This is a genomic window from Streptomyces sp. NPDC057424, from assembly GCF_042803315.1.
In the GTDB taxonomy this organism is placed as follows: Bacteria; Actinomycetota; Actinomycetes; order Streptomycetales; family Streptomycetaceae; genus Streptomyces.
This window is the reverse complement of the sequence record NZ_JBHVCP010000002.1, coordinates 142798-163966: the sequence shown is the minus strand read 5'-3', so window position 1 is coordinate 163966 and position 21169 is coordinate 142798. Positions and strand designations below refer to the sequence as shown.

Sequence of the window (21169 nt, the reverse complement as noted above, 5' to 3'; positions counted from 1 at the left end):
TCAGGCGGTGCTCAGCGCGCGCGGCTGCGCGGCAAGCTGCGCGGCGCGCGCGGCACGGAAGTCCCGCAGCCAGTTCCGCGCGTTTCCGGGGTCCACCCCGAACCGCTCCGCCAGCTCCGCAGCCGTCGGCTCAACAGGGTCGGGGCCGCTGAGGGCGTTCAGGTAGTACACCCAGCCGTTCTGCTTGGCGGGCGACTTCCACGCCGTCTCCCCGCCCACCATGGACCCGTCCGGGCCTTGCGGGTTCAGGGCGGCCAGGTCGCCGCACAGTCGCTCATACAGGGCCCTGGCCTCGTTGATCTGTCCGTCCAGCGCCTGCACCGCGCGCACCCGGGCCTGGTAGTTGGCCTGAGCCTGCTCGGCCTGAGCGTTAAGCGCATCGAGGGTCTGCCGCTTGGCGTCGACCTTCTGCTGCGCCTCGTTGATGACCTCCTGAGCGCGCTGCCGCGCGTGCTGTTCGTCCAGCCGCGCGTCTTCCGCGCGCTGCCGCGCGGCCTGCTCCTCTTGCCGCGCAGCTTCCGCGCGACCGGCCACATCGTCGCCCTGCTCCAGCAGACTTGCCTGCTGCCGGCGAACGTCTTCCAGCTCATTGCGCGCGGCGGCCAGTTCCTCGGCCGCGCGCTGCCGCGCGCTCTCGGCCTCCTGCCGCGCGGCTTCCGCGCGCTGCCGCGCATCCTCCGCCTGCTCCGCCAGTGTGGAGACCTGCTCACGCTCCACGGCCGGGGTGATCGCGAGATCCTCGATCAGGGCCAGGATGGTGGCCGGCTGCCGGTAATCGAGAGCGGCGAACGCGTCCGCGCCCGTCAGACAGGCCAGCCTGCGCGCCAGCGCGAGCGCCTGCTCGCGGTCGACGGCCACGTCGGCCCGATCCAGCGCCTTCTGTGCCTTGCGGCGCCAGCGGCGCACCTTCCGTGCCTTGCCGCCTTGCAGGGCCAGGCGCAGCCGGTAGACGCGCAGCGCGGCCCGCTGCGCCAATGCAGCCCGCGCGATCGCCGACGAGGACGTGCGGGCATCCAGTCCGAGCAGGGCGAACAGCTCAGCCCAAGCGTGCTGCCACAGCAGCGCCACCATCCGGGCCGGGCCCGGACGAGCAGTGTCGTCGTCGTGGCCGGGGCGGATGTGGTGCAGCTTGCTGCGCAGCTGGAGTTCGATCAGCCACGCGGCCAGCGCCGGCACCGCGGCCAGCACGGGACGGGCCCACCAGTTCGGTGCGTGTACCGCGTTCATGGCTGCCGAGAAGGCAACCAGCATCCACGCGGTGCGGTGCATCAGCCGCAGCTCACGCGTCCACCCCTGCTCGGGGTCGGCCGCGCGGTACATCATGACCAGCAGCGTCATCTCCGCGGCATCGAACACCGCGATGAACGCCACCGCCAGCGGTACCGGCAGGTTGCAGGTGTCGGTGGCGAAGCCCCACAGGCCGTGCACGCTGACCGCCACACCCCCCAGCGCGACGATCGCTTGCGGGCCGATGCCGGACAGCCATGATGACTTGCGTAGCTGCCCCACACCCCACATCGCCAGGGCGAGCGCGGTGACCGAGCCCGCCAGCCATAGCCAGGGGCCGGAGGGGAGTTCAGGAAGCCAGGACAGCACCGTCAGCCACCTCCCCAGCGGCCTCAGCGGGGCCGGTGGCGCGGTTGGCGAGCGCCGCCCGTTCGGCCAGCACCTTGTTCGCCGCCCGGCGCAGCCGCCGCGCACCGAGCGCGGACGCCGGCCGGTCCAGCAGCCCAATCTGCACGTCCAGCAGCTCCAGCTCCGCCTCAATCAGCGGAGCCTCACGCTCGATGGCATCCAGCTCCGCATCCGTCGGCTCCATGAACGGAGCGAACGCGGTAACAGCGTCCTGAACAGTAACGATGATCTTCATTGGGTCGTGTCCTCTCACAGGTGTACGGCCCGACAGCGCCCCCGGAGTGCCTGCTCCGGGGGCGCGCCGTTTTAGGAAGTAGCGGGGTGAAAGTCAGCGGCGAAAGGCCCAGGAGATGAGGCCACTGACGGCGTCGGTGCAGTCGGTGACCCGGCCCGACTCCAGCTCGTCGGCCCGGTCCTCCATCTGCTTCGCGGCAGCGTCCTTGCCACGGCTACGCAGCACCTGCGCCGCCTCACGGTTCTTCGAGGCCTGTGCCTTCAGGCGGTCCATGAACAGTCCTCTCGACTGATGAAGGGTGAAGCCCTCGCGGCTCCCCACACCCCGCCCGTACGGCACGCGCACCAGGTGCGGAGCCGGACGGACGGGGGAGGCAACCGGCCCGCAGCCGCTCAGGGCTGCGGAGAGGTCGTATCGCGCTGTTCGTCACGCGGAAATTCCGCGTGGCCGCCTACTTGGCCGAGGAGAGGCGGCATGATCCCCATGCAGTTGTCAAGGAACATCCAGTTCAGGGACTTACGGCGAACCGCAGTAACCCTGTCCGGCATAAAGACTGACTCAACGGTGTTGGTGGTGTTGTACCAACAACTGGTGCCCTGAGTGTTGCCTCAAGTCGCTACGACCGTCAAGGCAGAGGGCGTATGTTGTTGGCACAAGTCAGCCAACTAGCAGGGAGGCACCGTGCGGGAGCAGCGCCCCAGGTATCACCGAATCGCGGATGACCTGCGAGGACAGATCGAGCGGGGAGAGCTGGAACCGGGTCAACAGCTCCCAACGGAGTTCGAGTTGGTCGAGCGATACGAAGCGAGTCGCAACACGGTCCGCCTTGCTCTACGACGTCTGACTGAAGAAGGGCTCATCATCGCTGGTCAGGGGCGGGGTAGCTTCGTTCGCCGCAGCCTGACACCGGCCGTCTGGGACTGGTCCGTGTTGGAGTCACGGACCCGGCACCAGTCCAACGATCGCGGTGACCAGTGGGCCAGCATCGTGGCCGAAAGTGGTCGCCAGCCTCGCCAGGAAGTTCGTGTATCCATCCGGCGCCCACCAGCCGAAGTGGCGGAACGTCTGGAGCTGGATCCTGAGACCGCGCTGACTGTCGTCCGGGAACGAGTGCGCATAGTGGATCACGACCCGTATGCCCTAGCTGACTCCTACTTCCCGGAAGAGCTAGTCCGAGGCACGCCGTTGATGCTGCCCGAGGACGTGTCAGCGCCGGGTGGCGTGCTGGCCAGCGTCGGCCTTGTCCAAGCTCGCTATCGGGACGAGATCACTGTGCGGATGCCGACTCGTGCTGAGGTCGAAAAGCTGTCTCTGCCCTCCGCGACCCCTGTCGCTGTGCACATGCGCACCGGCTACGACGAGAACAACCGGCCCCTACGAGTAATGATCACGATCCTTCCGGGAGACCGTCATGTCATCAGGTACGACGTTTCGGCAGACTGAGCGCGTCCCCCAGGAGCAGGTAAGAGTGAAGGCCCTACACAGCATCGATCCGGCGTTGCCGACCGACCAATACCCGGAACGGGTCTGGTACACGTCCTACGGCTCGAACATGCATCTCGATCGACTCGCCGCGTACATCCAAGGCGGTCGCCCGCCCGGCGCGGCGAGGGAGTACCCAGGGTGCCGAAACCCGGCAATGCCCACCCAATCCATCCCAGTTGAACTGACCGGCGCAATGTACTTCGCCACCGAGTCACCTGTGTGGGGAGGGGGGAGGGCCTTCTACGACCCCCAGGTGAGTGGGCGAGTGCTGGCCAGGGCTCACCTGGTGACTACCGATCAGTTTTATGACATCGCTGCTCAAGAGATGTATAGGCAACCGGGCGCAGGCCTTGATCTGGTGGACGTGCTAGCACAGGGCCGCGCAGTGCTAGGTGAGGGCCGCTACGAGACCCTTGTGTGCGCTGGTCAGGTCGATGGATTGCCGGTCCTGACCTTCACCGCCCCGTGGGGCGTGCAGGACGTTGAATGGGTTCCCCCTTCCGCCGCCTACGTGTGTTTCTTGGCTTCAGGACTACTGACCGCCGGCGCATGGGACGTAGAGGCGGTGGCCTCATACGTCGCGGCATGCCCCGGTGCCGCTGGTCACTGGTCAGAGCAGGCCATTTGCCATCTCTTGAGCGAGGACGTTTGAACCGCCGCGCCGCCAGCGCGGTACAACTTTCTCCACTTCATCAAGCCCGGCTGCGCTCCGCTCCGCCGGGCGCGCTCCCGGCTCCGCGTCGCGCTACGCTCCTGCCTCCGGCCCGCTCCGCGCACGCTACGCCGACGCGCGCCCACGGAAGGAGCAGGGCCGAGGCGATAGGCGAGCGCCGCACGCATGGTGCCGTGGTGAAGGACATGCCTCCGGCGGGGGCGCTCAGGCTCCGGGGTGCGGGGGGGCGCCGCGGGCGAGTGCCGGCCGAAGGTGGCGGGCGCGGGGAGCTCCCATCCCGCCTGCCGTCCACCCAGGCAGAGCCAAGCAGACACGGCACCTGGCGTCCAGGTCGTTCGTACAGTGGCGCGCTCCACCTGGACGCCAGGCACCGCGCTTGCTCCACGGTGTGTGGGTCGACGGCAGACGGGATGGGAGCCGAGGTGAGTGGCGGGTTCAGGCCCCTTCAAGCAGAACCTTGCTAGCTGGCGGATCAGACAGGTATGCGTTCAAATGGGCAGAATCCTGAAATCGAACTGGTAGCGATTCGTACTTGCCGAGCATTGTATTGCAGCTCGTACAGAGGAGGCCGCGGACACATTTGCCGCAGGTGTACTTATCCTTGGGGCAGCAAGAATGCAAGTGATCAATGGCGAGGCGGTTTCCGTTTGGGTTTAGAGCGGCATCTTTTTCGCAAATAGCGCAACCACCCCCCTGCGACGCGAGGATGCGCTCGTACTGTTCCGCCGTTATGTTGAATCTTATTTTTATGTTGTAAACCCAGTTACATTCGATGCATTCTCTTTTGAGTCCGTCTGCCGCTTTTGAGAACGGGTAGAATCCGGAGACCGGCTTCACTTCTTCGCAGCTCACGCAGCGCTTGCGCGCCCCGTCTGAGCGGTATTGACTGTAGTCGCGAATTGGGCGAAGGTAGCCGATGCGGTTTGTGCCGCGTAGTTGTCCGTAATGACCGCTGCACCATTCCCTGGCCTGGCGCGGCCGGGGGCATTGCCACTTGCCGAATCCTTCACCGGCGGAAGGGTGATCACTGCTCGCTGCGCAGGTGGGATCATTGTAGATTTCTCTAGCTGGCGTGAGCAGCTTACCGGCATTTGCCTGCTGGTAATGCGCCCCGCAGAGTGCGCTTGATATATATTTGACTGGGCGACTGCATCGCCAGCCGAGTCCGCTTGCTGTGCAAATGGCGACACGGGTGTCGCTGCTGCGACTCACTCCCACCCCTTATGGAATTCTTGCAACGCGCGAATATTTCACATGCGCGAGCCTTGAACGACGTTATGGCGTACTGTAAACCGTCCATCTGACAGTCCCGGACCCTCACCTCGGCCGTCCGGACGTGCCCCCCACCCCACCAAGCTAGTCACGCCGCAGGGGTCCCGCTGAGGTAGACATCGACGACCGGTGAGTCATCAGATGCCGTGAGGCGTGTCAGGTGAGCTTGCTCTGCTTTGACGGACACGGTGGTTGCGTCGGTCAGGCCGCGAGGGCGGTTTCGTAGTCGGTGGGGCTGCGATAGCCCAGGCTGCTGTGCAGACGCTGTACCAGCCTTCGACGTACTCGAAGATCGCGGCACAAGCGGCGGCTTTGCTGGTCCACATGTGGCCGTCGGCCGGGACGAGTTCGCGCTTGAGGGTAACGAAGAAGGACTCCGCGAGAGCGTTTCCCCAGCAGACTCCGGTCCGTCCGACCGACAGGCGTATGCCCATTCGGTCGGCGGTGGTCGCGAGTTCCCGGCTGGTGTATTGGGGTGAGGCGCGCAAGAGGGCATCCGGGGCGCACGGTGCCGTAGGGACGTGCCACTCGCGTGCCATAACAGGCGGGGCGTCACGGGGAACAGCGGAACGAAGCGGGGCGGAGCCCTGTACGGCTTGCAGCAGTGAGCCCGCAGGTCACAGAGCAGGTACCCCCACCTCGCTCCTTAAAGCGGTGGTCACTGCCGGCCATGGACCCCTGCGCAGACCTTTCGGCTGACCTCTGCCTCCCCCAGGCATTCCCCACAAGTAGGTGGCTCACGAGAAGCCACAGGTCGTAGGCGGTGAACCGAGCCCGCTGTAAATCTGCGGGCTCAAGGCGCAGGGGCGCTTCGGAAAGTGTGTGCGCGGTGCCAGGCGAAGTACTGCTCACGTTCTGGCGTCCACCATGCGGTTGTGCGGTCGACTAGGTGGTCTTGGATGTGTTGGGCGACTGCTGGTGCTGAGGCAGCGAGTGGGCTGACCTGGATCTGTCCGCCGTCTGCGACGGTGATGAAGCCGCGTTCGTAGAGGCCGTCGCAGCCCAGCAGGCAGGCGAGCATTGCGACGTTCTGCAGATCGCGTTTCTCGTCGTCGGTGCAGGCGGCTCGCTTTTTGATGTGGGCGGCGATGAGGAAGGCGGCCGGCAGGGTGCGCCCGCACAGGGCGCACTCGCCTGTGGGGCCGGGGAGCAGGGCGCGCTTGAGGTGCGCTTGTTCTCCTCGGTGGGCGCGTTCCGCACTGCGCTCCAGGGGGCCGGTGTAGTCGGCGATGGCCTGCTGGGCTGCGGTTTCCTCGTCCTCGGGCTGGACGGCCTGGGCGGGCTCAAGTGTCAGGAGGCTCTGGAGGAGGTCGGCTTCGGTGTCTTTGAAGGCTTGGAAGCGCATGATGTTGCGGGTCGGCTTCCAGTCGAGCAGGTCGCGGACTTCCTCGATGGGGATGTCGAAGCCGCGGGTTCCGGAGAGGGCGTACATGTACTCCCAGGTCTCGCCGGCGTCGTCGGTGTCCCACAGGCGTGCCGCAAGTTCTGGGTTGCGCCAGGTCAGGGCGACCGTGCCGCCGAGGTAGAGGTGCTTGTCGCCGCTGAAGAAGACCCAGGATCCGGGTTCCATTTTGCGGATCTCGGGGAGGTTGGCCCCGTTCTTGCCGGGCATGACGCCCCACATCGGGGCGGCGCCGTCCGGGAAGAGTTGCTTGAGCACGTCCAGGGTGGCCGTATCCAGCAGGTCGGCGTGCTGGTCGAAGGCGACGGGGCTGGCGATGGTGTCCTGGTAGTGCTTCTCGACGGTCTTGTCCGAGCGTCTCGCCGGCTGTGCAAGGATCCGCATGCTTGCTAGGCCCCCAAATTCGTGTACTTGTCGGCGCGGCCGTAGGCGAGGCCGACCGGGTAACGCTGTCCGTTCAGCTCGATCTTTTCGGCCAGCGCCTCTTCCAGGTCGATGCCTGTGACGTCCGCCAGCCGCAGCAGGTAGGCCAGGACGTCGGCCATCTCCTGGCGCACCGCCTGGGCCTGGCCGGGCGTGGTCATGATGGCCTGCGACTGCTCCAGGGTGAGCCACTGGAAGATCTCGGCCAGTTCTCCGGCCTCGCCAGCGAGCGCCATGACGAGGTTCTTCGGTGTATGGAACTGCTCCCAGTCGCGTTCGCGGGCGAACTGCGCCAGCTCTTCCTGGAGATCTCGGATCGTCATGCCTCTATCCCTACCAGGCGCCTCTGACAGCCGTGCCGACTGGCGACGAACTTGCGTGCGGGCACCGTCAGTTGCAGCTGCTATAGATCGTGCATGCATGTCTTCGAGGGAACCGTGGAGGAAGCCTCGGTCCGGCTTGCCGATCCGGGCTTCGTCGCGCAGTGCGCCAAGCGGTACGCCGCCGTGCACGGCCGACCGCCGGGGGAGGGGGAGTTGACGAGCTGGTCGGAGAGCTGGCCGGCGCTGGTGCGTGTGCTGGTTGCTGCCGGGCTGCAGGATCTGCATCTGCTGCTGGAGTACGAGCTGCCCGGCTCCAGCCAGAGGATCGATGCTCTCCTCCTTGGCCAACGTGCGGGCCGCCTCGTGGCTGTCGTGATCGAACTCAAGCAGTGGACGTTCGCCGCACCGCATCCGGTGGGAGCGGGGATGCTCATGGTGGGGGACCGCGAGGTTCTGCACCCCGGACGCCAGGTCGGCGGATACGTCGCCTACCTCAACGACTGGGTTCCCGCCGAACTGGACCTCGAGGTGCGCGGCCTGGCCTTCCTGCACAACGCATCCGCAGAGCTGACCGGGCACCTGAGCGCACTCGCCGCTGGCGGCCCCAGCGCCGCTTTCCCGCTGCTGGGAGCCGACGACCTTCCCAAGGACGCCGAAGCCTCGCTGCTGGCCGGACGGCTGCAGTGCGCAGACGTAGAGCCCGCGGATCGGCAAGCAGTCAGCGACTTCCTGCTGGCCCAGCACCGTCCCTCCGCATCCCTGCTGGCCAGGGTCGCCGGCACCATCGAAGGCCTCGACGGCTTCCGGCTCATCGGCGACCAAGACAAGGCCCGCCAGACCATCCATCGCGCGATCGAGGCCATTGAGCGGGGAACGCCCGGCCACATCGTGGCCGTCACAGGCGGACCGGGCACAGGCAAGACCGCGATCGCCGCCCGCGTCCTGGGCGACCTCTGCCTCAGAGAGGACGCCAACCCCAGGCTCCTGTCCCCGTCCGGAACACTCACCCAGCAGCTCACCCGCGCCGTCGGGGACACAGCCAAGGGCCTCATCACCACCCTGACCACCACGCTGCCCCGCGGCCTGAGCAGAGACAGCAGCATCGTCCTGCTGGACGAGGCCCACCGGGCACGCACCGACCCGCTGCGGCGGAACAGTGAGTTCCCCGACCTCTTCACCCGGCTCATCCGCGACTGCGCGGCACTCGTCCTCTTCCTCGACGAACGCCAGATCGTCCGCCCCAGCGAAGGCACCACCCTCGACGAACTCCGCCGCCTGGCCCGCGCCCGCGGCTACACCTTCGCCCACATCGACCTGACCACCCAGTTCCGGTGCGGGGGCTCGCGAACCTATCTCGACTGGATCGATGCCCTGCTCACCGAAGACGGCCAGGCACCCGCATGGCAGGGCACCGACTACGACCTCGCCATCGCCGCCACCCCTGCCGAACTCGAAGACTGGGTCACCACCCACCACCATGCGGGCCGCAGTGCACGCATCACCGCCGGCTTCTGCTGGCCCTGGAAATCACCCCTCACCCCGCCCCTCACGCCAGAAGTCTCCATCCCCTGGACCGACGAGACTGGCGACCATCTGTGGCAACGGCCCTGGAACTCCGGCGCGGGCGGCATCCTCGCAGGCACCGACACCCCGGGACGGGCCTTCTGGGCCACCGACCAGGGCGGCCACCAGCAGATCGGCTGCGTCTACACCGCCCAGGGCATGGAATACGACTACAGCGCCGTCATTCTCGGCGACGACATCACCTGGACCCCCACCGGATGGCAGGCCAGACCCAAGAAGAGCCGTGATCCCGCCCTTCAGGGACTGTCGCCACGGCAGTACCTGCGCTACGCGCTGAACACCTACCGCGTCCTCGCCACGCGCGGAACCCGAGGCACGCGCCTCTACTCAACCGACTCCGACACTCAAAACCACCTCCGGGCGTTGGCCAGGCCTCATCGCGCCGGAAGCAACGCTCGGGCAGCCCCGGGGTAGCCCGCGGCTGCCAGATATTTGCAGATGGCACCGGCGAGTGCGGAACCGAGCCCGGCCGGTACGGCATTGCCGATCTGCTTGGCGATGTCGAGCTTGTCGCCGTACCACCGGCAGTCGTCAGGAAGACCTGGATCAGTACTGCTTCGTAGCTGCCCGCGCGAGATGGTGGAGTGCTGTAGCGGCTGCGCCTGTCAGGGGTCCTCGCCCGCGATCTATTGATTTGCGTCGTGGCTCGGCTGCATCAGCTCGGAGTCTGCCACGGTTCCAGGGTCGGCGGGGGCGCCCGTGCCGCCCCCGCCCCGCAGGTTGCATTTCCGCAGGTGAGCGGTAGCAGAGACGTTCTGAAGCGGCTGTGTCGGCACCGCATAGGAATGAGAAGCCGCGGTGCCCCTTCGCTCGGGTGCTCAGGCTGCGGCTTCGCCCGGGTCCTCGTCCTCCGAGGAGTCCACCAGAAAAAGCCACCGGCGAACCAGGGCGCAGCCAGGAGGGAACTTCGGCCCAGTGACTGAGGTGCGGAGCTCGGTGGCTGGCGCGCCTGACCTGCGTCAAAATGAGGCATGTGGGTATCGACGGCCGATGCCAAGTGGTAGATCTGTGACGTGCTGTCTGTTGACCAGCACTTTCTGTGAGCCTGGGGGGCTGCTATGCAGGTACATGTTGTTCGTCCGCTGGCCTGTACGGGGAGGGGCTCCGGGCCAGAGGCAACAGCTCCGGCGGCGGAGTGAGTCAATGAGCGCGGAACATGGCCTTCGCCAAGGAAGCGCGTGGCAGGACTACGGGTGGTGGCAGTCTCGCCTGGCACAGGAGTTCTTCGGGGAGGATCGCGCAGGCACACCGGTCCTCTTCTACGTTGACGAGCCGGAGCTGCTGGCTCTTCGTGACGGCGAGGACGTGAAGGATCTCGGGGTTGTAGTCAGCTCCGTACTTGCCTGGCATGACGACCCGTATGCACCCGTCGTTGAACGCTGCCGTGCATGGAAGCGAGGTGAGCGGGAGGACCCTCCTCCTTCCCTGCCTCTGCTGGGCGCAGCGGTCTTGGCGGCGGCCAACATGCGCCGGACTGTTCCGGGACCAGGGGCTCCCGGATACTACGAGCGCCTCGCCGAAGTGCTTCAGCCCTCATGGGGTGGCGACCAGCACGAGCAGCGGCTTCGGCGCTATTACGAAGATGTCGCTTTCCTGTGGGACGATTTGGACGACTGGCTTCGGGAGAAGGCCGGGGCGCACGGTGTCAGCACGATCAAGAAGAACCCGTCGCGCAGGTTGATCGGATATGCCCAGTCGCAGGCGCTGATTCGGGCTTACGATCACGCTGCTTTGACACGGTTCTTTCATGCAGTCGGTTTGACACCGAATCAGCCAGTTGATAGTGCGAGGCTGTTGCGAGACCTCGCCGCGTGGAGTGACCGTCACAGGCAGGGCTTGTCTCGGGAGCTGCTTCGGGCGCTGGCTTCTGATACCGACAGGCCTCTGCTAGAGCCGCTGCTGGCTGCTCTTGTTGAGGGCTGGGACGGGAAGATTTCGCCAGGGTTTGTTGATGGTCTCCGCCAAGTGCCCTTGCGATTGGTACTCGACGACGGATTCACAGGGTGGGAACTCCGCTGGCACGCGGATACGGTGCCCGGCGTGGAACGGGATGTGCTGAAGCATCCCGGTGGAGAATTTGGGCTTGTGTCGGAAGCAGGGGATCAGGCGTACGCACTCACCGGAGCGGTGCCTGATCCGGCGGACGTACTCAAGTTCGGGCTCACTGCAAGGGGTGCGAGGGCTGCGGTACGCGTCGAAAGCGGCCGGAGCTTTCTCGCCCTGCAGGAAGATCCGGTCGCCGGCGGTTGGACGGAGACCGACGTGCTGACGGTCTTCGAGCCCTACGTTTTCCTCGTCAGCCCAGCCGGCACGGACCTGATCCGGTCGTTCCTGACTGCTGCCGGTCTGCGCTGGTATCAGCCCGAGGAAGCACCGATTCCAGGCTGGCAGCTCACGCCTGACCTGGAGTTCAAGGACAAGTCAGCACTCACTGCGGCTCTGGCCCATGTCGGCATTCGGAATCTCCGCTACGTTGCCGCGCGCCGTCTGGGGCTGCGCAATGGGCTGCATGTGCGGCGGGAATGGGGCGGACGTTCGCACTACCTCGCGGGCGGCGAGCCAGACGTTATGGTGCCAGAGGATTTGCGGGAACCTGGGTCGGTGACGCTGGACGACTGTCCCCTGAGTGTCCCTGCCGAGGGCGTTGCCTCTCTGCGCGGAATGGGATTGACGCCTGGCCGCCATGTGCTCGCGGCTGACGGTGCCGAGCTCTCCTTTTACCTTGAGGAGCTCATCCCCCCTCAGCCGGTGGATCCGGTTCCCCGCAGTCCTGAGGGGTCCTCTGCGGCCGTGGCCGTGCCGCTGTCCGGCGATGCGCGCTTCCTTACAGCTCAAGGCCGCTACCTCCACATCCCCAGGCCTCAGGAGCCACAGTGGTGGCAAGAGCGCGCTCCTGGCTTGTGCGGTGGGGGAACCGCTCGGGTACCGATCCCGCCGACAGCAGTCTGGCTGGTAGTCATTCCTGAATCTGGAGTGCCCTCCGTGACTCTGCTACGGCACGAAGAACCGGAAATCGGTGTACTGAGCCGGGCAGCCAAGGACTTCTGGAGTCAGATCATGCTGCTCGACCAGGCAGGACGCCCGCACGCCGCACTCTGGCGGCGCTATCGGCAAGCTGTTTTCAGCCGGTCTCAGCAAGTGAGGTTCGGCCATGTTTGACCCTGATCTTCTTGTCGCCTGGATGGCGAAACAGCACACCGGCACTTTGTCATCACTCGTGCGCGACGTCGCTTGGGCCAGCGGTGGGGACCGCCAGAGCGTCAACAGATGGATCCGCCGTCTGCAGGCTCTCGGGGTGGTGACCGTCGACTGGCGTAGGGCCCAGTGGACCTCAAATCCTTGCGAGATCACTGACCTGCCTGGAGGGACCCAGACGGCCCTCCTCACGGGTGCTCGCCCTGCGAGTCCCGCCTTCTATGATCACCTGGGAGCAGTGGTTGAGCAGCCTCCGCCGGAGGGCCTCCAGCTCCCCCTGCCTGCCACGGTATGGCTGCAGTACACCGAGCCGTCCCAGGTGCGTGACTTCGCAGCGGCCACCGGCGCGAACGTGGGGGCATGTGCAGCTGACGTCCTTACCCGGTCTCTTGCCCCTTTCGACCCTGGACCTAGCAGCGACCCTCCGGCACGCAGCGGCTCCGTGGAAAAGTTTGATCCCGTCACGGGGCGTTTCACGACTGCCGATCTGACAAGACAAAGACCGTTGCCCGGCCTGTACAGATATGCACTGTTTGGGCGTCTGCATCGTTACGCCCTGCTGCGCCAGCCATCCCGGCAAACAAGACACCACCAGCATGACCCCGCTGTTCCTGCGCAAGAGACGTGGCACCAAGTTGACCGGCGAGCGGGGATCCATCATGTTCTCCCGCCAACGGCGTTTCCGCTGCAGTGGAGGCCTTATTCAAAGGCGGGTCCCGTCAGCCCGGCAACCCTGGGGCGCCTCACTGCCAGCTGGACAGCCCCGCTTCCACTTGCACAGGAACGCGTCGCTGTCTCGTGCACCGGACTCGCCGCCCTTCGCACCACGGACGGGGAACGCTACGACGGCGTCCCCTTCCGTATAGCTGACCGCATCGCTCATTCCCTGCACCGCCGCTTGGAGACCTCATGAGCACGCCCCCGCCCGGCCTGGACGCCTTCAGGACCCACGATGCGCTGCGCGAGGCGTACCGGCGCTACTACGACACCGCCTTCCGCCTGCGCGACGAGACGCTCCAGGCTGAGCGCCGCGCCCTACTAGACCGCCCCGGCGGCGTCTTCGCTGATCCCTTCATCGAATTGCGCCCGGAGTACGCCCTCACTGGGCGGACCTTGGCCCAGTCGGCCGAACTCGTAGGTGCCCGAGCGGAATTGGCTGCATTTGCGGAACGTGGCCTCTTCGAGCCTGACATGCAGCTCTACACGCATCAGGAGCGAGCACTCGCGTGCACCATGCAGAGCGGGCAGAACGCAGTCGTCACTGCTGGCACCGGGTCCGGCAAAACTGAAGCATTCCTTCTGCCAATTCTGGCTGATCTGCTACGCGAGTCGCGTGACTGGAAAGGCAGTCGCGCTCCGCACCAGCCTTGGTGGGAACGCGCTTCGGCAGACTTCCAGCCTCAGAGGCAGGGCGAGCACGGGCGGCCCACCGCAGTCCGAGCCATGATCCTTTACCCTATGAACGCATTGGTCGACGACCAGCTGGTACGGCTCAGGCGTGCATTGGACGGCGATGAAGTTCGCACCTGGCTTGACGATCATCGGTCCGGTCACCGCTTCTATTTCGGCCGCTTCACCGGCAGCACTCCTGTTACCGGTAGCCCCCACCAGCAGTTTGCCGTCGATGAGCTGCGCGCCTACCTGAACGACACTGGCAAGCGCGGCCTGCGCGCCAGGCAGGCAGCGGAAGAGCGCCAAGACAACAATCTTCGCTACTTCGCCCCACGCCTGGACGGTGCGGAGATGCGCAGCCGGTGGGACATGTACGACACGCCCCCCGACATCCTCATCACCAACTACTCCATGCTGAACGTCATGCTGCAGCGCAGCCGGGACGAAGACTTCTTCCTCAGCACCAAGCAGTGGCTCGACTCATACGACGACGCCCGGTTCACCTTGGTGCTAGACGAACTTCATATGTACCGCGGCACGCAAGGCACAGAGATCGCCTATCTGATCCGCAACCTCATCCACAGGCTCGGGCTGACCAGCCGTCCCGACAAAGTCCGCATCCTCGCGGCATCGGCTTCTCTCGACGAGACACGCGATTCGGATCGCCGCTTCCTCCAGGACTTCTTCGCCCGCGATCAGGCCTCCTTCCACTTCATCCCAGGCGAAGCAGCGCCTCGCGATAAGGGGCCTGGAGACATCGCCGCTACAGCCCCCAGGCTAGCGAAGGCCTACAAGGCGCTTCCGGACGCACCCGAGGCCGCACAACTGCTAGCCGCTACAGGCGCCGCGCGAGCAATGACCGACATCCTCACCGCGGGGACGAACGCACCATCCGCACCCTCCATGGCGGCCTCCCTCCTGGCTCGGAGACTCTTCCCCGCTAGCAGCCGAGAGGAAGCCGACCTGGCTCTCCGAGGAACAGCAGCAGCCATCCGGGCCGCAGCAACAGCAGAACCCGCCGGTCTGCCCAGAATCCGCATCCACCTCTTCTTCCGTAACGTCGCCGGCATGTGGGCCTGCACTGACCCCGCCTGCTCCGAGGTTCCGCACGGCTTCCAGCACGCCGACCGCGCGATCGGCAAGATCTTCTCCGTCCCCCGCACCTCCTGTGACTGCGGGGCACGGGTCCTGGAACTGCTCTACTGCCAGTCCTGTGGTGAAGCGATGCTGGGCGGCTACGCCCCACGCCGTGCGGTCCGCGCAAAGCGCTTCAAGTCCATCCTCCTGCCGGACAGCCCAGACCTCTCCCGTGTCCCTGACCAGTCAGGCCGGGATCGCACCGCAGCCAACTACGTCGTTTACTGGCCATCCACGAAACCTCAGCGGGCCGACGACAACGCCCGGTGGACTGCCGAGAACAGCAGCATCCATTTCACCTTCCACCGCAGCCTCTACGATCCTGCGAGCGGTCACCTCCAAAACCAGGATTCTGGTGCGACCGGTTGGAGCTTCCACGTCACCAGCCCCGTCGACAAGAAGACAGGCGTCCCGAAATTTGATGTTTCGCTGCTCCCTCCCTTCCCAACCCGCAGTCCATGCTGCGGGGCGAATTGGGAGCGCCGATATACCAAAGAAAGCAGAACCCGCCCAATCACGGACCCTGCTCGCTTGACTTCGCCGGTACGGACTATGCGTACCGGTTTCGAGAAAATCAACCAGGTACTCTCGGATGAACTGGCAGAGCAGTTCTCCGACGCCCGAGAGCGAAAACTGATTGTCTTTACAGACAGTCGGCAAGACGCAGCGAAACTCTCGGCCGGAATGGCACTGCGCCACTACCAGGACCTCGTCCGCCTCCTAGTCCTCGACGAACTGCGAGCATCCGCTGTCTCCCCTCAGGATCTTGACGCCATCCGGGCGCAGGTGAACGGTCAGAGATCTGACGCGATTGACGCTTCCGTCGAGCGGCTGCGTAAACGCAGTAAGCAAGATCTAAATATGCTGCGCGGCGCCCTTATGGATGGCGACGAAGACACCGCAAATGCTGTCGTCGAGCGTCTATCATCACCACCAACCCTGGAGTCCCTCGCAAAAGTGCACGTGAACGCACGGCTGCTCTCCCTGGGTGTCAATCCCGCTGGCACAAAACCGAGCGTGCAGACCGCCGGCACACTTCAATGGCACGATCTTTTTGACTGGGCTCAAACTCCCCCTGTCCTCAAAGCTGGCACATCAGCCGCCCAACAGGCAGCACTCTCTTCAGAAGATGAACTCCTCGAAAATACAATCGAGGCTCTCTTCTCTGGTGCTGGCCGCGACGTAGAATCCCTCGGAATGGGTGCAATCGTTCCGGCAAAGCCCGCACTGGATCCTCAAGGAATCGGACAGGCGAGTATGAGAATACTCGCCGAGCTACGCCGATTCTTCTACCTCCGAAACGACGACCGGGTCACACCGCCGCCCCGACTTAAGGAATTCTGGCGGAGCGTAGCCACACACTGGGGTGTGGACTACGACGACGTCCAACGAGAGGCCGAATCCGCGTGGGGCGACGCCGTCTCATCTTCATTTCTCATTGACCCTCGCAAGGTAGCCGTACGGGCTGCAACTGGGCAGGTCTGGCTTTGCCCCACCTGCGGACGCCGACACCTCACAAAAAGCGCCGGAACTTGCACCCGGTGCCGCAGCGAGCTGCCCGCACAACCGTCGCAGAACGGCACTCCGGAAGATAGCGACTACTACGCTTGGAAGGCCGCTGGCAACCGGTCAGCATTCCGTCTGAACTGTGCCGAACTCACAGGGCAGACCGGCCGGATCGAAGCCCAGTCCCGCCAAGCACGCTTCCAGCATGTCTTCCTCAGTGATCCACCCGAAATTCCCCTCGTGCACGAGATCGACCTACTGTCGGTTACCACCACCATGGAGGCCGGAGTCGATATCGGACCGCTCTCCGCTGTCCTCATGGCCAACATGCCTCCCAGTCGATTCAACTACCAGCAACGTGTTGGACGAGCCGGACGACGTTCCTCACCGGTTGCGGTTGCACTGACCGTCTGCCGTGGGCGAAGCCATGACGAGCACTACTTCGCCAACCCGTCAGCCATCACGAACGACCCCACACCCGCGCCATACCTTGCCCTCAAGCGTCCAGAAATCCTGAAACGAGCTATGGCCGCCGAGATCCTGAGGCTTGCCTTCCGGGACCTCGAACACCATGGGGGGACAGGAAGCGTGCACGGAGAGTTCGGCCTGGCCCAGGACTGGGCTGCCGCTCTCGCCGATGTCCGTGGATGGATCGGCCAGGAAACCAAGGTTCTGACCCGGACCGCACAAGCCCTCACCGCCTACACACCGCTGCAACCGGACGAAATTCTCGACAGCTCATGGATGGAGGAGGTACTCCAGAGCGTCACAGAAGTCGCGGCATCTCCGACTGGAGCCCAACAGCTGGCAGAGCGGTTGGCACATGCAGGAATCCTGCCCATGTTCGGATTCCCAACCAGAGTCCGGCAGCTCTACCTAGAGGTTCCGGAGAACCGCTACCCGTGGCCGCCCGACGCGGCGATTGACCGTGATATCGCTATGGCGGTCTCGCAGTTTGCGCTCGGTGGCGAGATCGTCAAGGACGGCCAAGTGTTCACCGTCACCGGGGTTACAGAGTTCGAGCCCTTGCCCCGCGGCCCTAGGCCAGTTGCAGAACCACTGGAGAATCCGCGCACAGTGGGACTGTGCCGAGTCTGCAATCACGTCGAGGAGCACCCCTCACCCCAGGGCCCCTGCCCGGTATGCCGTGCTGCGGAATACAGCGTCGTCGACCTGCGCGAGCCGGCAGGATTCCGCTCCAGCGAATCCCGGGACTTTGACGGAGTGTTCGCTTGGTCGCCCTACACCATTTCCTCACGGGCAGCCACCAACCTCTCCGCCCTTGGTTTCACGCCATGGAAGGGTGCCCATGTGCTTGCGGGCCCTGGAAAGCGGTACGTCGTCAATGACAACAACGGAGAGCTGTTCTCCCTCCGCAGGGCCTCAGGCTCATGGGGCGGGTACCTGGCCGCAGGCGCCTCGGGCGGCAGCTACGGCGACCCACTCCACGTCGCCCTCGGAGCTGTACTACCCACTGATTTCCTCTTTCTAGGTCCTGCCGCGAGCATTGACCAGCGGAACCGCTACCGCCTGAATCTCACCAGCAGTGCCCCTGCCTATGGGGCCGACATCAGCGAGGGCCGCAGGGCGGCCTGGTATTCACTAGCCTTCCTTCTCCGCAGTTCAGCGGCCGTCTACCTCGACGTCGGCCGCCAGGAGCTCCTCGCCGGCATCCACCCTGGAGCACATCCCGACGGCCACGTCGTGTACGCCTTTCTCGCCGACGCGCTGGAGAATGGTGCCGGGTTCAGCACGCACCTCGGGGACCCGAGAATCGTCGACGACTACATGGGGACTGTCGGCACATATTTGAAGAAATTGCAGGAAGAGGAACATGCAGGCGTCTGTACCTCTTCGTGCCCGCGCTGTCTGCGCGACTACTCGAATATGGCCTACCACCCTCTGCTCGACTGGCGTCTCGCAGGGGACCTGCTCACTGTCCTGTCCGGTGAACGCTTCGCCCCCTCTACAGGCCGTGCTCGCAGATCTCTGACAACACTCAAGAGTCTGTACAAAGGCGACTACCTGGATGCAGACATGCCCGGGCTGACCTTCAACGTCAGGGGGCGGCCTCATGCTGTCGTAGCCAAGCACCCTCTGCATGCTTGCGAACAAGACCTGGTCAGCGCAGATCTGCAGTCATCATTGGATGCCGCCTTGAAGCACACCCAGGACGCGGGGCGGGTCATCGTCGCGGATTGGTTCACATTGGAGAAGAGCCCCATGCAGATTATCGAGCGCCTGCGCACATCCTGAACTGTTGGTGTGCACAAGGTCGCTCAATGCTGTCGGCCGTGACGCTGGTGTTGGTCGCCGTGGCCGCACTGCGGGTGCCCAGCATCGGGCTTAATGGGTAAGGGCGGGCGGGCCGTCGCCAGTTCGGGTACGGCGCCAGCCAAGGGATTGCAGTCGGTGCCCCCTGGGGCTTCTGTGGGGCACCGGCACATCAAGTAGCCGAAAACCAGCTCACGCGCTGACTGTCGCGCGTCTGTAGATCTATGAGCTGCCTGATCCCGCCGCATCCGCAAGGGGAACAACCATCGCGACGAGACCGTGAGGCCGACCCGTACGGAAGCGTCGTGTAGGCGCAGTCTTCCGGGCAGGAAGGCGGCGTTCAGCCGCATCCGCGGCTGCGTTCGGCTTCGCGGCATCGGTTGTGCCTGGCATGATCGGCAATGAGCCGAGTCGTTAACCAGGGTGGGGGCATGCCTGTAAATCGGTGGTGGAGACGAGATCCGAGCGAACGCTATTGGCTGGAGATCACAAACCGCGACGACATCGGCACCAATCTGCTTGCACCGCAGGTCAACGACCAGGGCGTGGAGTACTGGTCGTACGCCCTCGTCCGTGAGGTGCGGCCAGGTGACCTCGTCCTGCACTGGGACAAGAACCATGGGCCGGGCGTGGTTGGCTACTCCCACGTGCTGGGCGAGCCTTTCGCATCCACCATCACCTGGCAGAGCCGGGGCACCTATGGCCGGCAACGGAATGCGTCAGGACCAGAGGCAGCCTGGCAGGCACCGCTCGGCGGGTACCGGCAGTTGAAGCAGCCGGTCACACAGGCACGTCTGCGTGAGATCGAATCGCGCATCCGGTCCCTGCGGGACCACCTCGCAGAGTCAGTCGACGGCCCGGTCTACTTCCCCTTCGCCCTGTCTGAGACTCGGCCCCTTCGGGCAGCACAGGGCTACCTCACCAAACTTCCCCGGGCCTTGGTGGAACACCTTCCTGAGCTTCTGGAACTGCGCCAGACCGCGATCTCTGAACCCCACGAACCGGAAGTACCTGACCGTCCATCCGCTTCCCGGCCCAAGCCGGCGGGATCCACCGGGTACGGCCGCCAGCAAGACGCCCGGCGGCGACGGGCCGTGGAACGGTACGCGATGGATCTGGTGCTCGATCACTATCGCTCGCTGGGCTACGAGGTCGAGGACGTGGGTGATCGCTCGCCATGGGACATCACCGTCCGAAGAGGCGGAACGGAGACGCACATAGAGGTGAAGGGCAGTACCACCAGCCGCGAGGCAATTGACCTCACCGAAGGCGAGGTCCGTCACGCCGAAGGTGTCAGCACCCATCTCATAGTGATAGATCAGATCGATCTCGACGACAACCACCGCTGTCATGGCGGGCGTTGGCGCATGTGGGCGGACTGGATGCCGAGACGTGAGGAGCTTGTGGCTACCGCCTACCGCTATCCCCTGCCGGGGGGTGGACAGACAGAGCGTCCACAGCAGTAGCCGTCCTGTGTGCCGTCAGAAGAGTGTTGGGGCCGGTTCGTGTTCCTCGCTGGTCCCGGGCAGGGCGTCTTGCCAGACAAGCGCCTCGGACAGGGCCATGTGCTGCATGCTGCCTGCGCACAGAATGAGTGAGCGGCGGTCTTTCTTGTGATCATGAATGGTCCCGTATCCGGGCCGTCGTGTCGGCATGAGGGCCACTGAGCGGCCGCATATAGGACATTGGGCTCTGGGTGCACGCATATGGCCAGTGTGCCGCAGGGGACTGACAAGACCGCCTGCTTCTCGGGGCAGGCTCCCGCGGGCCGGAGTGACTGCGCCTTGCGGCCCCGCCTGGCAGGCGGCCGTACTGCTCAACTGCCTGCCAGGCGGGGCGGCTATTAGCTTTCGAGTTCCTTGATGACCTGCTCGGCCAGTGCGGTCATGACCTGCACGCGTTCGGCTCCGGGCAGCCGGGACCACTCCTGGAACACCTTCTCGATGTCAGAGGGGGTACGCCGTCCGGCCTGCATCCAGCCGTAGAGGGTGCGCTTGTCCTTCAGGCTTCCGCGGGTGGCGTGGGCAAGGACCTGCTGGCCCGTGGGCGGGTCCACGGTGATGTCGCGGGACTCGTCGCCACAGCGCTGGCACTCGGCGCGGAGGTTGTCATCGACGTTCTGGCCACCGCGGTTGACCGGGACAATGTGGCCGATGGTCATGACAGCGGTGCGGCCGGGGGCGTCCGGGAACTCCTGTCCGGCGCGGATTCCGCAGACCTGGCACATGTGGCCGTCGCGCTCCAGGATGCGCCGGCGCTTGGGTCCGGTGATGTTCTTGCGGATGGTCTTCGGCGGCGTTTCGCCGAGGTCGACCCGCGTTCCCATCTCGCGGACCAGGTACTCGTCCGGCTTGAGGTTCGGGTTGACCTTGTAGTTGTCGATCTTCCAGCCCATCGGCCGGAGGTCCCGCATGCGGCGGTCGGCCTGTGAGACGTCCGGGACTGCCTCGAACAGCTCCAGCTTGCTGAACTTGCCGCCCACCCCCTTGGAAGCCACGAACTCGGCGACCTTCACCAGGGACGTCCTGCGTACAGCGGTGGTCAATTTATTCATTCCTCCCCTGCCGGTGCCCCCTTGCGAGGCGCCGGATACGAAGATCTTTGCATCCGGCGCACCCATCGTCAAGCGCTGG

13 protein-coding genes are annotated in these 21169 nt (G+C 65.1%); 6 read left to right on the top strand and 7 right to left on the bottom strand.

Going from position 1 to position 21169, the window contains the following annotated elements:
• The 3 genes from ACFU3E_RS02920 to ACFU3E_RS02910 all read right to left on the bottom strand — a co-directional run bounded on the left by ACFU3E_RS02920 (nt 1) and on the right by ACFU3E_RS02910 (nt 2143).
• Nucleotides 1–1596, bottom strand: coding sequence for a hypothetical protein (locus tag ACFU3E_RS02920; protein WP_384150992.1), 1596 nt, complete (start codon nt 1594–1596; stop codon nt 1–3).
• Nucleotides 1577–1870: a DUF6284 family protein gene (locus ACFU3E_RS02915; protein ID WP_384150989.1), complete on the bottom strand. Its 294-nt coding sequence runs from the start codon at nt 1868–1870 to the stop codon at nt 1577–1579. Before ACFU3E_RS02915 ends, ACFU3E_RS02920 begins: the two co-directional genes overlap by 20 nt.
• Nucleotides 1871–1963: 93 nt before the next feature.
• Entirely contained in the window at nt 1964–2143 is a 180-nt protein-coding gene (locus ACFU3E_RS02910; RefSeq protein WP_384150986.1) for a hypothetical protein, read from the bottom strand.
• Between the two features lie 408 nt (nt 2144–2551).
• On the opposite strand from ACFU3E_RS02910, the gene ACFU3E_RS02905 reads away from it, so the two are divergent.
• Both ACFU3E_RS02905 and ACFU3E_RS02900 read left to right on the top strand, forming a co-directional pair.
• The gene (locus ACFU3E_RS02905; protein WP_279540573.1) at nt 2552–3313 is read left to right on the top strand and encodes a GntR family transcriptional regulator; all 762 of its coding nucleotides are present in this window, start codon (nt 2552–2554) and stop codon (nt 3311–3313) included.
• Between the two features lie 25 nt (nt 3314–3338).
• Nucleotides 3339–4007: a histone deacetylase gene (locus ACFU3E_RS02900; protein ID WP_384150982.1), complete on the top strand. Its 669-nt coding sequence runs from the start codon at nt 3339–3341 to the stop codon at nt 4005–4007.
• Between the two features lie 456 nt (nt 4008–4463).
• On the opposite strand, the gene ACFU3E_RS02895 is transcribed toward ACFU3E_RS02900, so the two are convergent.
• The 3 genes from ACFU3E_RS02895 to ACFU3E_RS02885 all read right to left on the bottom strand — a co-directional run bounded on the left by ACFU3E_RS02895 (nt 4464) and on the right by ACFU3E_RS02885 (nt 7448).
• Nucleotides 4464–5240: an endonuclease VII domain-containing protein gene (locus tag ACFU3E_RS02895; RefSeq protein ID WP_384150979.1), complete on the bottom strand. Its 777-nt coding sequence runs from the start codon at nt 5238–5240 to the stop codon at nt 4464–4466.
• Between the two features lie 853 nt (nt 5241–6093).
• Nucleotides 6094–7086, bottom strand: a complete 993-nt coding sequence (locus ACFU3E_RS02890; RefSeq protein ID WP_384150976.1) for a hypothetical protein — start codon at nt 7084–7086, stop codon at nt 6094–6096.
• 5 nt (nt 7087–7091) lie between these two features.
• Nucleotides 7092–7448, bottom strand: a complete 357-nt coding sequence (locus ACFU3E_RS02885; protein ID WP_384150973.1) for a nucleotide pyrophosphohydrolase — start codon at nt 7446–7448, stop codon at nt 7092–7094.
• Between the two features lie 93 nt (nt 7449–7541).
• On the opposite strand from ACFU3E_RS02885, the gene ACFU3E_RS02880 reads away from it, so the two are divergent.
• The 4 genes from ACFU3E_RS02880 to ACFU3E_RS02865 all read left to right on the top strand — a co-directional run bounded on the left by ACFU3E_RS02880 (nt 7542) and on the right by ACFU3E_RS02865 (nt 20002).
• The gene (locus ACFU3E_RS02880) at nt 7542–9446 is read left to right on the top strand and encodes a DNA/RNA helicase domain-containing protein (RefSeq protein ID WP_384150970.1); all 1905 of its coding nucleotides are present in this window, start codon (nt 7542–7544) and stop codon (nt 9444–9446) included.
• A gap of 729 nt (nt 9447–10175) precedes the next feature.
• Entirely contained in the window at nt 10176–12191 is a 2016-nt protein-coding gene (locus ACFU3E_RS02875) for a hypothetical protein (RefSeq protein ID WP_384150967.1), read from the top strand.
• A gap of 945 nt (nt 12192–13136) precedes the next feature.
• Nucleotides 13137–18518, top strand: coding sequence for a DEAD/DEAH box helicase (locus tag ACFU3E_RS02870; protein ID WP_384150964.1), 5382 nt, complete (start codon nt 13137–13139; stop codon nt 18516–18518).
• A 449-nt stretch (nt 18519–18967) separates the two neighbouring features.
• Nucleotides 18968–20002, top strand: a complete 1035-nt coding sequence (locus ACFU3E_RS02865) for a protein NO VEIN domain-containing protein (protein ID WP_384150962.1) — start codon at nt 18968–18970, stop codon at nt 20000–20002.
• 377 nt (nt 20003–20379) lie between these two features.
• Here the strand turns inward: ACFU3E_RS02865 and ACFU3E_RS02860 are convergent, their stop codons facing one another.
• Nucleotides 20380–21081 carry an HNH endonuclease gene (locus ACFU3E_RS02860; protein WP_384150959.1) on the bottom strand — a complete coding sequence of 234 codons (702 nt, stop codon included), beginning with the start codon at nt 21079–21081 and terminating at the stop codon, nt 20380–20382.
• Nucleotides 21082–21169: the final 88 nt, after the last annotated feature.

What these genes read in the sequence shown, in the direction of transcription:
- ACFU3E_RS02870 (WP_384150964.1), top strand. Translation starts at nt 13,137, where the DNA reads ATGAGCACGCCCCCGCCCGGCCTGGACGCCTTCAGGACCCACGATGCG.
- ACFU3E_RS02885 (WP_384150973.1), bottom strand. Translation starts at nt 7,448, where the DNA reads ATGACGATCCGAGATCTCCAGGAAGAGCTGGCGCAGTTCGCCCGCGAA.
- ACFU3E_RS02915 (WP_384150989.1), bottom strand. Translation starts at nt 1,870, where the DNA reads ATGAAGATCATCGTTACTGTTCAGGACGCTGTTACCGCGTTCGCTCCG.
- ACFU3E_RS02875 (WP_384150967.1), top strand. Translation starts at nt 10,176, where the DNA reads ATGAGCGCGGAACATGGCCTTCGCCAAGGAAGCGCGTGGCAGGACTAC.
- ACFU3E_RS02880 (WP_384150970.1), top strand. Translation starts at nt 7,542, where the DNA reads ATGCATGTCTTCGAGGGAACCGTGGAGGAAGCCTCGGTCCGGCTTGCC.
- ACFU3E_RS02910 (WP_384150986.1), bottom strand. Translation starts at nt 2,143, where the DNA reads ATGGACCGCCTGAAGGCACAGGCCTCGAAGAACCGTGAGGCGGCGCAG.
- ACFU3E_RS02865 (WP_384150962.1), top strand. Translation starts at nt 18,968, where the DNA reads ATGCCTGTAAATCGGTGGTGGAGACGAGATCCGAGCGAACGCTATTGG.
- ACFU3E_RS02890 (WP_384150976.1), bottom strand. Translation starts at nt 7,086, where the DNA reads ATGCGGATCCTTGCACAGCCGGCGAGACGCTCGGACAAGACCGTCGAG.